The sequence below is a fragment of the Streptomyces luteireticuli genome (assembly GCF_041519305.1).
Taxonomy (GTDB): domain Bacteria; phylum Actinomycetota; class Actinomycetes; order Streptomycetales; family Streptomycetaceae; genus Streptomyces; species Streptomyces luteireticuli.
In genome coordinates, this window is record NZ_CP167927.1 from 5,276,815 (window position 1) to 5,290,499 (window position 13,685).

Below are 13,685 nucleotides of genomic sequence, written 5' to 3' on the forward strand. Positions count from 1 at the left end.
TCAGTTGGCGGGCTTGAGCCGCAGGAGGGTGTCCACGGAGAACTTGACCTCGGCCCCAATGGAGGACGGGAGAGCGAAGGTGGCTCCCGGGGCGTGAACGGCGTGCTCGTACTCGCCGTTGTGCGGGTTGGTCAGGACGTGGACGCGCTGGTGTTTGCGGTCGATGATGACGTAGACGGGGATGCCGGCCTCGGCGTACAGGGCGACCTTGGTCCGTAGGTCCGTCCGGTAGTTGGACGAGGTGACCTCGAGGACCATGCGAAAGACGGCCGGGTCGTAGGAGTTGTACTCGATCAGGTGGTCCTCGTAGTCGGCGTCGACCACGGAGAGGTCGGGGATCGTGAAGTCCTGGTCGGAGCAGAGCCACACACCCATGGCCTGGATCACCCTGGACTCCTCGCCATGCAGGCCGGCGGCGATGAGAGGGATCATGACATCGGTCAGGGATTCCCCGTGCGGGCCGTCCGCGGGCGGTGTCACGGTGATCTGTCCCCCAAGGATCTCGACACGGTGACCGGGGAACTTCTCGGAGATCTCCTCGGCCGTTTCGAGGAGCGAGCGGTGGTCCCAGGCGTGGCGCTTCTCTACTGCTGCTGCGGACATGGAGTGCCTCCTGGCGTCCGGTGTCGAGACCATCATCGTAGGTCGATCCGGCCCTCCCCTGCCGTGCGCATGGATGTTCACCCATGCGTGGGTTCGGGCGCACGCAAAGGCCCGGCCCCTCCCACCTCGCGTGATAGGAGGAGCCGGGCCTTGCCCCACGCCCTACTCCGTCCGCAAGCCCTCCGGCCGCATCATCCGCAGCAGTGGCGGCAGGCTGGCCAGGGTGACGGCCGCGATCACCCCCGCGCCCGCGCCGGCCATCGGCAAGAACGACCACCAGTCCTTCACGTGCCCGTCCACGACCTTGAGGATGATCCAGCCCAGCGCCAGACCCCCCGCCACGGCGACGGCCATGCCCAGCAGCACCGGGATCGTGGTCTGCCAGAACACCGACCAGGCCAGGGTGCGGCGGCGCGTGCCGTAGGCGACCAGCACCGCCAACAGGCGCTTGCGCTCCCGCAGTTGTTCCAGCGAGGCGACGAGCATCGTCGTCCCGATCAGGGTCAGTGTGCCCACCGCGCCGATGAGCAGGCCGCGTTCGATGACGGCGTAGTTCTCGTCCTTCTGCACGCCGCCCATCCGCCACACCCGTACCGCGGGGTCGATGCGGGCCAGCGTGTTGCGGACCCGTTCGATGGCGTCGAGGTCGCCGGGCTCGGTCTTGATGTTCAGCCGTGACCTGATGTCCGGGATGGCGTCCGCCTTGAGCACCGACGGCGTGACCAGGACGCCGTCGTGGTGCTCGCCCGTCGGGTCGGGGCGGGTGCGCACGATGCGGGCCGAGGACGGGATGGTCCACTGGTACGCGCGGGCCTCCTTCCCGGAGGTGTCGTACGGCGTGACGACGATCCGGGTCCCGGCGCCGAAGGACTTCTGGTGGTTGTCCTCGTCGGACCGGCCGAGGAAGACGTCGCCGTCCTTGCAGGAGTCCAGCCGGGCCAGTTCGCGCAGACTGGCGCAGTCGGCGATGGTCATCGAGCTGACCTTGCCCGCGTCCCCCTTCACCTCGATGTAGCGGTCCGCGTAGCCGACGGCCGACCGCACGCCCGGGACGGCCCGCACCCGCTCGGCGTAACCATGCACATCCGCCGCCGACTTGAGCGAGGACGACGCCTGGAGCTGCGAGTGGGAGGGGGTGTCCGCCGGTTCGGTCTCGTAGTTGCCGCGCACACCGGCGAAGAGCATCTGCACGGCGATGGCCCCCGCCACGGCGACGGCCACGCCGCTGACCGCACGGGCCGCCGGACCGCTGTGCAACTGGAGCCGCCGGACGGCGAGTTGCCAGGGCAGCGGCCCGCCCCGCAGGCGGGCGACGAACAGCTCGACCAGCCAGGGCAGCAGCACCGTGACGCCGGTCAGCAGCAGCACCGCGCCGGCCGCCACCCGGTAGGTGGTGAGCGGGTCGCGGTACATCCCGGGTTCCTGCCCGACCAGCGGGAGCAGCAGCCCCGCCCCGGCGGCCGGGACCAGCAGCCGCCACCACAGCCGGCGCCGCCGCGGCACCGCGTTGCGCACCACGCCCAGCGGCTCGATCGCGATGCCGCGCAGCGCGAAGAGCGTCACCACGACCGCGCACGCCGGAACGGCGAGGAGGATCAGGGCGATCAGGGCGGGGGAGGGGATGATGTCCGAGGGGAAGACGCTGGTCCCGCGGATGGCCACGTCCCGCGCGTTCTCCCGGAGCAGCAGGAAGAACACGGCGCCGACGGCCAGCCCGATCGCCGAGCCGCCCAGCGCCTCGCCCGCCGCGATCCGGCGGATCATCCCGAGGTCCGCGCCCATCAGCCGCAGCGCCGCCAGCCGTCGGTCGCGGCGCTCGCCGCCGAAGCGTACGGAGGTGGCGATGAAGACGCCCACCGGCGTCAGCAGCACCACGCACACCATGATGGTGAGGACGACGAGCACCGGATCCATCGGGATGTCCGGCTCCTCGTGGCCGAACCGTTCGATGCGCTTGGCGCCCGTCGCGGGGGAGAGGCGGTCGCTGCCCGCGTAGTAGAAGAGCTCACTGGGGCCGATGAGTCCGGAGTCGGCGATGATGCCGGTCTTCCGGTAGGCCGAGAAGCGGTCGCGCAGCAGCTTCCCCTCCTCGGAGGAGAGCAGCCGGTCGAGCGCAGGGGAGAGCACCATCTCGCCGGCGCGCGGCATCCGTTGCACACCCGGCGGCAGCGGGGCGTCCGGCCCGTCGGGGCGCAGCAGTCCGCCGGTGATGGGCCGGTCGCGGAAGTCGGTGTCGGCCTCCTGGTAGAGCAGGGTCCCGCTGCCGCGGGCCGCGTCCTTCTCCTTGAGGTTGCGGAACTCCCCGGTGACGCCGACCGAGCGGGCCGTCCCGCGCTCGTGCCGCTTCTCCATCATCGACGGCACCGACGCCGCGATCATCAACAGGGCCACGCCCAGGCCGACACCGGTCGCGGTCAGCGCGGTGCGCACCCAGCCCTCCCGGCCGCCGGAGACCGCGTAACGGACGCCGAGGAGGAGGTCGCGGAGCCAGGCGGCGGGGCCGGTGGGACCGGTGGGGTACGGGTGGAGGGCGCTGTCCTCCTTTGTACGGTCTTCTTTTGTGCGGTCTTCCTTTGTGCTCGCGTCCGTCACAGAACGCCCGCCATGTCCCTTGCCCGGCCGTCGCGCACGACGACCTCCCGGTCCGAGTACGCGGCGACCCGCGCCTCGTGCGTGACCAGGACGACCGCCGCACGGGTCTCCCGGGCGGCCTCGGTCAGCAGCTGCATCACGCGCTCGCCGTTGAGCGAGTCCAGGGCGCCGGTCGGCTCGTCGGCGAAGACCACGCGCGGCGAGGTGACCAGGGCGCGGGCCACGGCCACGCGCTGGCCCTGGCCGCCGGAGATCTGGCCGGGCCGGTGGTGCCGGACGTCGGCGACCTCCAGCCGCTCCAGCCAGTGCAACGCCTTCGCCTCGGCCTCCTTGCGCTTGAGACCCGTCAGCCGCAGCGGCAGCGCCGCGTTCTCCAGACACGTCAACTCGGGGACGAGCTGGCCGAACTGGAAGATGAAGCCGAACTCGCCGCGCCGCAGCGCGCTGCGCTCGGCGTCCGACATGTCCGACAGCGAGCGGCCGTCGTAGGTCACCCGGCCCTCGTCCGGCGGCACGATCCCGGCCAGGCAGTGCAGCAGGGTCGACTTGCCCGAGCCGGAGGGGCCCATCACGGCGACGACCTCGCCCGGGTGGATGGAGAAGTCCGCGCCGTCGAGGGCGCGCGTCGGACCGTAGGACTTGCGCAGCCCCACGCCGCTGAGCAGGGAACCGGCGGGTATCACGCGCCCACCGCCTTCGCGAGCTGGTCCAGCCGGGCGGCGGTCAGTTCCAGCCACCGCAGGTCGGCCTCCAGATGGAACAGCGCGTGGTCGCAGATCAGCTGGTCGGCCAGATCGCCGCCGCGCTTGCGCTCGGTCAGCCCGCGCATCAGCCGCAGGTGCTCGGACCGCTGCGCGTCCAGCAGGCCCTCCGCGCTGCGCCCGGTCAGCAGGGCCAGGACGACCTTGGTGTAGAGGGTGGACTGGAGGTACGGCTCCGGCTTCTCCGGCCGTGCCAGCCAGTGGGCGACGTCGGTGACGCCGGCGTCGGTGATGGCGTAGCGCTTGCGGTCCGGTCCGTCGCCGGGCTCTATGCCCTCGACCTCCACGAGCCCGTTCTTCAGCAGGCGCGACATCGTCGAGTAGACCTGTCCGTAGTGGAGCGGACGGTCGTGGCCGAAGTGCTCGTCGAAGGTCTTCTTGAGGTCGTAGCCGTGGCGCGGGCCGGACTCCAGCAGGCCGAGCAGCGTGTGTCCGATTGACATGCCGAGGACTGTACATCAGGTGTATACACGCGATGTATAGAGGGGGTGCATAGCCGACGGAAAGGTTCCGATTACTGCCGAGCTTCGGGCGCCGAGTGGGCTCGGCGCGCCCCGCAGGGGCGCGGGGAACTGCGCGACCAGCCACGACGCACCCGCGGGAGCGCTCAGTCCGCTTCGTCCGACTTGGCCGGCCGCCCAGGCCGCCGCATCGCGCCCACCCCCTTCGGCAGCCGCCCGGCGTCGGTCAGCGCCTTCCGCAGCAGGAACTCGATCTGCGCGTTGGTGCTGCGCAGCTCCTCGCCGGCCCAGCGGGAGAGCGCGTCGTGGACCAGCGGATCGAGCCGCAGCAGCACCTGCTTGCGCTGCCGCGGCCGTCCTTGGGGGGGAAGATCATCCGTCACTGGTACAGGGTGCCGGTGTTGAGGACGGGCTGGGCGGCCCGGTCACCGCACAGCACCACCATCAGATTGCTCACCATGGCCGCCTTCCGCTCCTCGTCCAGCTCGACGATGCCCTGCTCGTTGATGCGGCTCAGGGCCATCTCGACCATGCCCACCGCACCTTCGACGATCATCTGCCGCGCGGCCACGATCGCACCCGCCTACTGGCGCTGGAGCATCGCCGAGGCGATCTCGGGCGCGTAGGCGAGGTGCGTGAAGCGCGACTCGACGATGCGCACCCCGGCCGCCTCGACGCGCGCGTGCAGCTCGATCGCCAGCTTCTCGGTGATCTCCTCGGCGTTGCCGCGCAGCGACAGCGCGTTCTCGTCGTGCGCGTCATAGGGGTACTCGATGGCGATGTGCCGCACGGCCGCCTCGGTCTGGACGGCGACGAACTCCTGGAAGTCCTCCACCGCGAACACCGCCTGCGCCGTGTCGTCGACCTGCCAGACGACGACCGCGGCCAGCTCGATCGGGTTGCCGTAGGCGTCGTTCACCTTCATCACGGCCGTCTCGTGGTTGCGCACCCGGGTGGAGACGCCCTTGCGGCTGGTGAACGGGTTGACCCAGCGCAGCCCTTCGGTGCGGATCGTGCCGCGGTAGCGGCCGAAGAGCTGGACGACCTTGGCCTCGCCGGGCGAGATGGTGTTCAGCCCCGACATCGCGATGACGGAGGCGAGGCCGACGAGGACACCACCGGCGATGAGCGCGGCGGCGGCCCCGGGCTGCCCGCTCTTGGCGCACCGGATGCCGAACGCGACGAGCCCGATGCCGATCAGCAGCCCTATGAGCCCCAGCAGTAGCGCCAGCCCGCCGCCGATGTCCTTCGCGGGAACCTCGCGGATGGGTGGCTTGCGGGTCGTGTTGTCGGACGTCGCGGTCATGGGCTCCCCCTGGGTTGATGATCAAGGAAGGTGGTCTATCAAACTGCTATCACTTTACCGCCCTGTACGGTTTCCCGCATCGCGCCGCACCCGGGTTCCGCCCCCCGGGGGTGCTATATGTCACGTGCGCCAAACCCTTGATCGATGGGCCTTTGGTCACACTTGCGGTGTTAGCTTCGTGAGCTGGGTTGGGGGCGGACAGACTGGAGCTACGGGAGAGATGGGCCGAGCGGAAGAACGACGGGCGCAGAAGAGGGGCGGCAGTGCCCCCCGCAGCGCCAGAGGCAAGAAGCCCAAGAAGGCCGGTATACGTCGGTTCTTCACCTGGAAGAAGCTGCTCGCCTACTTCTTCGGGCTCATAGCGCTGGGTGTTGGAGCCTTCGTAGCGCTGTACATGTACGTGGACGTCCCCAAGGACGGGAAGTACGCGGCCAGGGCGCAAGCCACCGTCTACAAGCTCGATGACGGCACGGTCATCAAGCGGGACGGCGCCTTCAACCGCGAAGAAGTTCCGTTCCAGAAGATCCCGAAGACCGTCCAGAACGCGGTCGTCGCGGCCGAGAACAAGGACTTCTGGGACGACTCCGGCGTCGACCTCCAGGGCACCGCGCGAGGCATCCTCAACACGGTGATGGGCCGGGGCAAACAGGGTGGTTCGACGATCACCCAGCAGTACGTGAAGAACTACTACCTGGACCAGCGCCAGACCGTCAGCCGCAAGGTGACGGAGCTGATCATCTCGCTGAAGCTCAAGAACGAGAAGTCCAAGGAAGACATCCTCGCGGGCTACCTCAACACCAGCTACTTCGGCCGCAACGCCTATGGCATCCAGGCCGCTTCGCACGCGTACTTCAACAAGGACGTCGACAAGCTGTCGACCCAGGAAGCCGCCTACCTCGCCGCGCTGCTCCAGGCGCCCAGCCAGTACGACGTGGTGACGGGCACGGACACCGGCAAGCGGATGGCGAAGGAGCGTTGGGCCTACGTCCTCGACAAGGAGGTCGAGAAGGGCTGGCTGACCAAGGCCGAGCGCACCAAGATGAGCTTCCCCAAGGTGGGCAAGGTCAAGCCCGATACGTCGTTCAAGAAGCAGTACGGCTACTTCTACGATCTGGCCAAGGTCCAGGCGGAGGAGGCCATCAAGCAGTCCGGTGGCAACATCGGTGCCGGTGGCTACACCATCACCCTCAGCATCGACGCCAAGCGTCAGGCCGCTCTGGAGAAGGCGGTTGACGACCAGCTGTGGAGCAAGCTCGACCCGAGCGTCCGCAAGATCGACAAGGCCGTCCAGCCAGGTGCCGTCTCGGTGGACCCGAAGACCGGCAAGATCGTTGCCATGTACGGCGGCAAGAAGTATCTGGAGCACCAGATCAACAACGCCAGCCGGGAGGACTACACACCGGGCTCGACGTTCAAGCCGTTCATCTACGCGTCCGCCCTGGCGAACGGGGCGAAGACCCAGGACGGCAAGCCGATCAACGCCAACACCATCTACAACGGTGACAACGAGCATGTGATCCAGGGCCCGGGGGCCGACGGTTACGCCCCTGAGAACGAGGACCAGCACAGCTACGGGCCGGTCACCGTCGAGGTCGGCATGGAGAAGTCGATCAACCCCGTCTTCGCGCAGATGGCAGTGGACGTCGGGCTGGAGAAGGTCAAGGACACCGCCGTCGGGCTCGGAATGAACCCCAAGGTGAAGGACTTCGTCACCAAGCCGGCGATGGCGCTCGGCGCCATGGGGCAGAGCCCGCTGCACATGGCCGGCGCCTACGCCACGTTGAACAACCACGGCCAGAAGGTCGAACCCAGCATCATCAAGTCCATCAGCCGGGGTGGCAGCGACATCAGCCTGCCGAAGTCGTCCGGCGGCGAGAAGGTCATCAGCCGGGACGCCGCGGACGGTGTGACCGCCGTTCTCAAGAGCGTCGTCGAGAGCGACGACGGTACGGCCAACAAGTTCCGGAGTGACCGCTACCAGGTTGCCGGTAAGACCGGTACGGCCGAGAAGGACCGTGCGGCCTGGTTCACCGCCTACACGCCGGACCTCACGACGGTGGTCGCGGTGTACGGCGAAGGGGACGGCGGCAAGCAGGAGCCGTTGTACGGCGCCGGTGGCCTGCCCCGCGTCAACGGCAGTGGCTACCCGGCCGAGATCTGGGCCGCGTACACCGACGCCGCCCTCGGCGACGACGCCACCGCCAAGTTCGACCTGGAGACGGACAACGGCGCTGCCACGCAGGCCCCGCCGCCGCCCACCACCACGGCGCCCCCGGTGACCCAGGCCCCGACGACGCCGCCGGCGACCCCCTCCAAGCCGCCGACGACGCCCCCGGCGACCACCAAGCCGCCGACGACCAAGGCACCGGAGACGACGCCTCCGACGCATCACACGAAGCCGCCCAAGCCCCCGAAGCCGCCGACGGACCCGCCCACCGGCAACACGGGCAAGCCCAACCCGCCGGGCGACAACGGCGGTCCGGGCGGGGACGACGGACTCCACCTCAACGGGCTGAGTCCGAGCCCGTCGTCATAGCGGGACGCAGAGGAACGAAGCGGCCGCCGCACTCCACGAGGAGTGCGGCGGCCGCTTGCATGCCCACAGTTCAGCGTCGTGCTTCTGTGCCGGGGCCCATCGCGCAATGCGCGAAACGATCGAGGACGCACCGCTTCGCCCAGCAGCCCAACTGCTTGGTCATTGCCAGGGCGGTTGGGGCGTTGTGGACTGCGTCGGAGCAGCGCTTCCTCCCGCGCCAATGGGACCACGATGCTGTCAGTTACCGGTTCGCCGCCCGGAGTCGACGGCCAACTCTGCTGCTCCGATATGGTGTTGGGATTTGGCGAGGCAGGAAACGCCCTTTTCGACCGGGTGTTGTGCGTGCGTGGGCCACGGACGGCGAATACCTCGACCTCGCCGAACTGCCCAGCGAACGGCCTTCACCTCCTATCCCGAGTTGGCCGGACAGCTGCTCGCCCGTGCAGGCCTGGACTGCCATGCTCGCTGGGCCGCTGTTGACGAAGTCTGCAGCTGCACTGCCGCACGCCGCGTCCGCCGGCACCGCAGCACTGGCGAACTGCCTTACTGCCACTGTCGGTCTGCTCGGCCCGTGATCGTGACTGCCCCGGTGGCTGACCACCCATCAGTGCATTGAAGAGAGTTCCCGGACCGCCCCAAAGGCGTCGCCGACCTCGAGCCGGTGCAGGTCACCTGCTGGAAGGCCTGCATGTGCTGGAGTCCGGTCGTCTGCACTCTCCTCGCGGTCACCACAGCCACTATCGGCATCCCCGACCCACTACAACGCGCCGTCGGTCTCACTGACCTCCGTGAAACCCTCTGCTTACTGGGGCGCACCGTTGTCCTCCCTGTGCACCCACTCCGTCCACCTGCTTCACCTGACGACGCCACTGTCGACACCGCGTCCTACGGACGTCGGCAATGGAACAACGCCACCGCAGAGGTTGTGACGTGACCGCATCTCAATCGCGAACTGCAGCTGTCGGGCCTGCATCACGTTGACAAACCTGCGTAAGGGAATGGTAAATTCCGTGCAACGCAGAAACGATCAAGAGACCGCGATGCGTGCTTGTTCCGGGGGGCTGGTGCAATTGCCAGGCGACGCTTGATCATTGTCTGTGGTCATGCGTCAGGTCGTTGGGGCGACCTGTCTTCACTCCACTGTGAAACCGGACAGCATTCGTCCGTCGTGAGCATCAGGGGATAGTGGAATGTTGAAGTTTTCCAGGCTTTCCGCCGTGGGGGCTGCAGTTGCGTTCGGCCTGCTCGGTGTTGTCGCCCCGCAGGCACAAGCGGCCGACTTGAAAGGTGAGTTGAGCGGAAAAATCAGCAGCCGGGCCGACAAGGTCACCCGTGACATCGCGGCGAAGAGCCCGGCCGCAGTGGCGGCTGGGGCTAATCTGTGCGGTGCGAACTACAAGTTGAACCATGCCGAGCGGCTTCCCGATGCCAGCCGCCTGGGCACGCTTTTCACCTACCAGGCTCCGCTCCCGAAGGGAGGTCGCTACAACGACATTCCCACCTGTGCGATCTTTGATAACAACTCGGGTACGGCCATGTATATGAAGCTCAAGCTGTGCTCGAACTACACCGCCGTGCCGTGCTCTGTGGATGAGGGGACTTTCACCAAGTACGCTGGCCCAGTTTATCAGAAGAAGGGGGGGTGCGGCTACGTTTACGCCATCATGAAGCGGTCCGCAAGTGCTTCAACGGCGATTATTGACCGCAAGCTCTCGGCCACTGCATGCGATTAGTTCTCCTACCCGGCGGAGTCTCGTCCCAAGGGGTGGCCGCAGTGGGTTGACGTGAGCCGGCTCTTGATCTGCAGGGATTTCTTGGTTGGGTGTCGCTGTCCAAACCGGACATGTGACTTACCTGACCGTCAATTTGATCGTCGCCGTCGCAGATCTTCTTTTATGGGGAGAATCGTCGGCATTGTTATGAGTTTGGGGTGGAATTCATGGCGCGTATGAGCCGTGCCTGTGCTGTCGTGCTCGCAGGGATTGGGCTCACGGGCGGGATGCTGACGGCGTCCCCGGCTGTGGCGGCCGAGACGGTGAAGTGTGCTGATGGTGGGGTGAATTCCAAGGAGTTCACACTTCCGGGAAAGAAGCCGGCCACCGCAGTACATGCCGGGGTATGTACCAAGGTTGCGGCCGGCAAGGTTCGTGCCAGTGTCGGACTCACCTGGCAGATCCTGGATGACCAGGTCCTGGACAAGGGCAAGAGATGGGATTCCTTTACGGTCCAGGTCCGCCTCAAGGCGCGTCCCGCGAAGAATGGTGCGGACACGGTCGTGGTGCAGAAGTCCTGTGATTTGACCGCGAAGTTGAATGCAAACTGGACGAATGCCGTTGAGGAAGATGCGACCTGCGAGGTTCCCGCACAGGCGATGAAGTCTGGGCAGTGGTACTCCGCGGACGCGACGGTCATTTTCGACGTCACCGGGGACGCGAAGGGCCCTGCTAAGTGGGAGATGGTCGGCTCGCCGTTCACCGCCGTGTGAGCTGAGACGTTTTGAGGTCCATACGCGGTCCTGAGTCCGAGGACTGCTTGGCGGGCCGCAGCAGAAGAAGCTGGGAGTCGGCAGGGCAGTCGGGGGCAGCGGACTGAGGAGATACAGCGTCTGCTGAACTGCTGCCATCGCACCGCTGTCATCTGCTTGGCCGGCACGGTCTTCGCCGGGATGCAGAACGGATGAATGGCACTCAGGCCGGCTGCCGTACGGGCTGCTGACTCCCCACCAAAGCCGTCCTCCACCTTATTGAGCCAGGAACGACGTCCCCGTCGTCTCCACCGAACTCGGCAGCATGATCTCAGTAGTAGATCACCGGGTGGTCGTTGGTGTGCCACTCCAGTGGGCGCACACATATTCTTGCAGGAAGGTCTCGTATGTCTGGTGACGAGCTGGTTCGTAGAGCCCAGCGGTTCATCAACAGCACCTATAACAATGGCGCAAGTCTTGGTATATCCAAGCTGGAGGAGAACGGCCGAACCGGCTGGACCACGATGTACGCCCTGACTCGTGCGCTCCAGTACGAGATGGGCATCAAATCCCTGTCGAACTCCTTCGGTCCGACCACGCTCTCAGCGCTTCAGTCGAAGTACGCCAAGCTGGATGAGTCGAACGCTCCGTCGGCGATCTTCTGCCGTATCCTTCAGTCCGCCCTGTACTGCAAGGGGTATGACGGTGGCGATATCGACGGCAAGTACAACTCTCGCGTCAAGGCCGCTGTCGAGAAGCTGAAGCGGGATATGGGCGTTGACGGGGTTTACCCCGGCAGCTCTCTTGAACCGAAGGTTGTCAAAGGCCTGTTCAACATGGACGCCTATGTCACCGTCAACGGCGGTTCGGACGCGATTCGTTCGATCCAGCAGTGGCTGAACGGCCGGTACATCAAACGCCAGGACTTCTTCGTCATCCCCTGCGACGGTCACCATTCCCGTGATGTGGCGAAGTCGATGCTGTTCGCGATCCAGTACGAACTGGGCATGGCCGATGGCAGCGCAAACGGCATATTCGGGCCCGGCACACAGTCCGGACTGAAGTCCCACCCGGTTGCAGTCGGCACCACCGGAACGTGGCCGCTGCTGTTCACGGCAGCGATGATCCTCAACAAGCGGAACGTTCCTTTCGGGAACTTCACTGCCACGGTGAAGAGCGCCGTGGAGACGTTCCAGTCGTTCATGAAGCTTCCGGTCACCGGGATCGGTGACTTCCAGACCTGGTCTTCGCTGCTCGTCTCCTACGGAGACCAGTCCCGCAAGGGCACGGCGTGCGACGGGGTCACCAAGATCACGCCGGAACGTGCCCAGACGCTGAAGAGCGCCGGCTACAAGTACATCGGTCGGTATCTGTACAGCCCGCCCAACACAAGCCCGGAGGAGAAGCAGATCCAGCCCGGCGAGCTTGCCACCATCAAGGAGTACGGGCTGCGCTGCTTTCCGATCTACCAGACGTGGAGCCGGTCAGCAGATTATTTCAGCTACGGGCAGGGGTCCCTTGACGCGTTCAAAGCGATCGAGTGGGCCAAATACCACGGATTCAAGTCCGGGACGATCATCTACTTCGCGGTCGACTACGATGCGATGGACGGCGAGGTCACGGAGTATATTGTCCCGCACTTCCGCGGGATCATGCGTACGGTCGGGGAGAACTCCGGCTATGGAGTCGGCATTTACGGACCACGCAACGTGTGCCAGCGTGTCGCGGACGCCGGGTATGCAGCGACGAGTTTTGTTTCCGACATGTCGAGCGGCTTCTCGGGCAACCTCGGTTATCCGATGCCGACGAACTGGGCGTTCGACCAGATAGTCACGATCAAGATTGGCTCGGGTGCCGGGGCGATCGAGATCGACAACAACATTGCCTCGGGCCGTGACACCGGTCAGGGCGACTTCGATGCCGGGTCCTACACCAATGACCTGGACGTGGAGTTGGACAAGTTCAAGCACCGTAACGCGATGCTGAAGGATGTCCAGAACTATCTGACGTCGATCGGGGTTCCGGAAACCGGTGGTGATGGCTGGACGGACGACGACTGGGCCACTGTGGGCGGTATCTCCACCACCAAGGCATTCGACCAGGTCCTGAGCATGGACTGGCTGTTCACGTCGCTGGCGCGGCAGCTCAAACTCCGGAAGGCCCTGATCCAGGCTCCGGTCCTCTGGGAGCTGCGAAAGTGGAACGTGTTGGATTTCGTCGCCGACAAGGAGGTCAAGAGGGGGGCAAGGGATGACAGCAGCACCGGATGGGGCCAGATCTTTGCATGGGTGACCATCGAGGCCCGCAATTACTGCATCAGTCAGGGCATCATCAACGGAACGCCTCTGACCAAGAGTGACCTGCGGGACGTGTGGAACAACCTTCAGGACCCGAACTACAACATCCGGTCGGTCGCCTGCCTGACGGTTTACAACGCGCATCAGCTCGGGATCGCCAAACCGAGCCTGACCACCAGCCCGGCCGATACGCAGGCTCTGCTGGCCCGGTACAACGGGACCGGAAAGGATGCGCAGCAGTACGGGCGTGAGCTGATCGGCTTGTACAACGTGCTCGAGAACTACAACAAGCTCTCGCGCAGCAAGTGACACCACCGGGTGTGAGCGTGAACAACGGGCACAGGCGGAAGTGGTTTCCGATCGCCGTAGGCGTGAACGTGCTGCTGGGGATCCCCGGGATCGTGCCGGTCTGGCTGCTGTGGTATTTCGCCAAGAACTGGCCGCTCGCGGCCATCGGCTGGACCGGGCACGAGCCGACGGAGAATGACGGCTGGGAGCCCTGGCTGCTGGTCGGGGTGCCGCCGCTGGTGTTGTTCGTCTGGGTGTGGTGGCTTGCCAACCGTCCCCTGCAGCGCAGAACAGCACTGGCCCCTCGGCTGTACTGGCCGCTGAGCGCGCTGGTGACCCTTGTTCCCTGGCTCACGCTCGTAATCGGTCTATGAGAA

Annotated in this window: 10 protein-coding genes and 1 pseudogene; 5 read left to right on the top strand and 6 right to left on the bottom strand. The window is 66.1% G+C overall.

Features of this window, described 5'->3' with window-relative positions; translation table 11 throughout:
- The 6 genes and pseudogenes from AB8735_RS23775 to AB8735_RS23800 all read right to left on the bottom strand — a co-directional run bounded on the left by AB8735_RS23775 (window position 1) and on the right by AB8735_RS23800 (window position 5,723).
- On the bottom strand, window positions 1-603 hold the full coding sequence (locus tag AB8735_RS23775) for a Uma2 family endonuclease (protein WP_372409229.1): 603 nt from the start codon (window positions 601-603) through the stop codon (window positions 1-3).
- A gap of 162 nt (window positions 604-765) precedes the next feature.
- Window positions 766-3,195 carry an FtsX-like permease family protein gene (locus tag AB8735_RS23780; RefSeq protein WP_372409231.1) on the bottom strand — a complete coding sequence of 810 codons (2,430 nt, stop codon included), beginning with the start codon at window positions 3,193-3,195 and terminating at the stop codon, window positions 766-768.
- Window positions 3,192-3,878: an ABC transporter ATP-binding protein gene (locus AB8735_RS23785; RefSeq protein WP_372409233.1), complete on the bottom strand. Its 687-nt coding sequence runs from the start codon at window positions 3,876-3,878 to the stop codon at window positions 3,192-3,194. The genes AB8735_RS23780 and AB8735_RS23785 overlap by 4 nt, the downstream gene beginning before the upstream one ends.
- Window positions 3,875-4,399 carry a PadR family transcriptional regulator gene (locus AB8735_RS23790; protein ID WP_344020364.1) on the bottom strand — a complete coding sequence of 175 codons (525 nt, stop codon included), beginning with the start codon at window positions 4,397-4,399 and terminating at the stop codon, window positions 3,875-3,877. Before AB8735_RS23790 ends, AB8735_RS23785 begins: the two co-directional genes overlap by 4 nt.
- 164 nt (window positions 4,400-4,563) lie before the next feature.
- Window positions 4,564-4,800, bottom strand: coding sequence for a hypothetical protein (locus AB8735_RS23795; protein WP_344020362.1), 237 nt, complete (start codon window positions 4,798-4,800; stop codon window positions 4,564-4,566).
- Window positions 4,797-5,723: pseudogene (locus AB8735_RS23800) on the bottom strand (SPFH domain-containing protein). Before AB8735_RS23800 ends, AB8735_RS23795 begins: the two are co-directional and overlap by 4 nt.
- A 220-nt stretch (window positions 5,724-5,943) precedes the next feature.
- On the opposite strand from AB8735_RS23800, the gene AB8735_RS23805 reads away from it, so the two are divergent.
- The 5 genes from AB8735_RS23805 to AB8735_RS23825 all read left to right on the top strand — a co-directional run bounded on the left by AB8735_RS23805 (window position 5,944) and on the right by AB8735_RS23825 (window position 13,682).
- Window positions 5,944-8,259: a transglycosylase domain-containing protein gene (locus AB8735_RS23805; RefSeq protein ID WP_372409235.1), complete on the top strand. Its 2,316-nt coding sequence runs from the start codon at window positions 5,944-5,946 to the stop codon at window positions 8,257-8,259.
- A 1,190-nt stretch (window positions 8,260-9,449) separates the two neighbouring features.
- Window positions 9,450-9,992 carry a hypothetical protein gene (locus AB8735_RS23810; RefSeq protein WP_372409237.1) on the top strand — a complete coding sequence of 181 codons (543 nt, stop codon included), beginning with the start codon at window positions 9,450-9,452 and terminating at the stop codon, window positions 9,990-9,992.
- A gap of 206 nt (window positions 9,993-10,198) precedes the next feature.
- Window positions 10,199-10,744, top strand: coding sequence for a hypothetical protein (locus AB8735_RS23815; RefSeq protein WP_372409238.1), 546 nt, complete (start codon window positions 10,199-10,201; stop codon window positions 10,742-10,744).
- Between the two features lie 386 nt (window positions 10,745-11,130).
- Window positions 11,131-13,329 (top strand): glycoside hydrolase domain-containing protein, encoded by a 2,199-nt coding sequence (locus AB8735_RS23820; RefSeq protein WP_372409240.1) that lies wholly within the window; start codon window positions 11,131-11,133, stop codon window positions 13,327-13,329.
- A 62-nt stretch (window positions 13,330-13,391) separates the two neighbouring features.
- Window positions 13,392-13,682, top strand: a complete 291-nt coding sequence (locus AB8735_RS23825) for a hypothetical protein (RefSeq protein WP_372409241.1) — start codon at window positions 13,392-13,394, stop codon at window positions 13,680-13,682.
- The last annotated feature ends 3 nt before the right edge of the window (window positions 13,683-13,685 follow it).

Bases quoted from the DNA above. Each gene is read 5' to 3' on its own strand.
- AB8735_RS23790 (WP_344020364.1), bottom strand. From the start codon at position 4,399: ATGTCAATCGGACACACGCTGCTCGGCCTGCTGGAGTCCGGCCCGCGC.
- AB8735_RS23810 (WP_372409237.1), top strand. From the start codon at position 9,450: ATGTTGAAGTTTTCCAGGCTTTCCGCCGTGGGGGCTGCAGTTGCGTTC.
- AB8735_RS23775 (WP_372409229.1), bottom strand. From the start codon at position 603: ATGTCCGCAGCAGCAGTAGAGAAGCGCCACGCCTGGGACCACCGCTCG.
- AB8735_RS23805 (WP_372409235.1), top strand. From the start codon at position 5,944: ATGGGCCGAGCGGAAGAACGACGGGCGCAGAAGAGGGGCGGCAGTGCC.
- AB8735_RS23820 (WP_372409240.1), top strand. From the start codon at position 11,131: ATGTCTGGTGACGAGCTGGTTCGTAGAGCCCAGCGGTTCATCAACAGC.
- AB8735_RS23815 (WP_372409238.1), top strand. From the start codon at position 10,199: ATGGCGCGTATGAGCCGTGCCTGTGCTGTCGTGCTCGCAGGGATTGGG.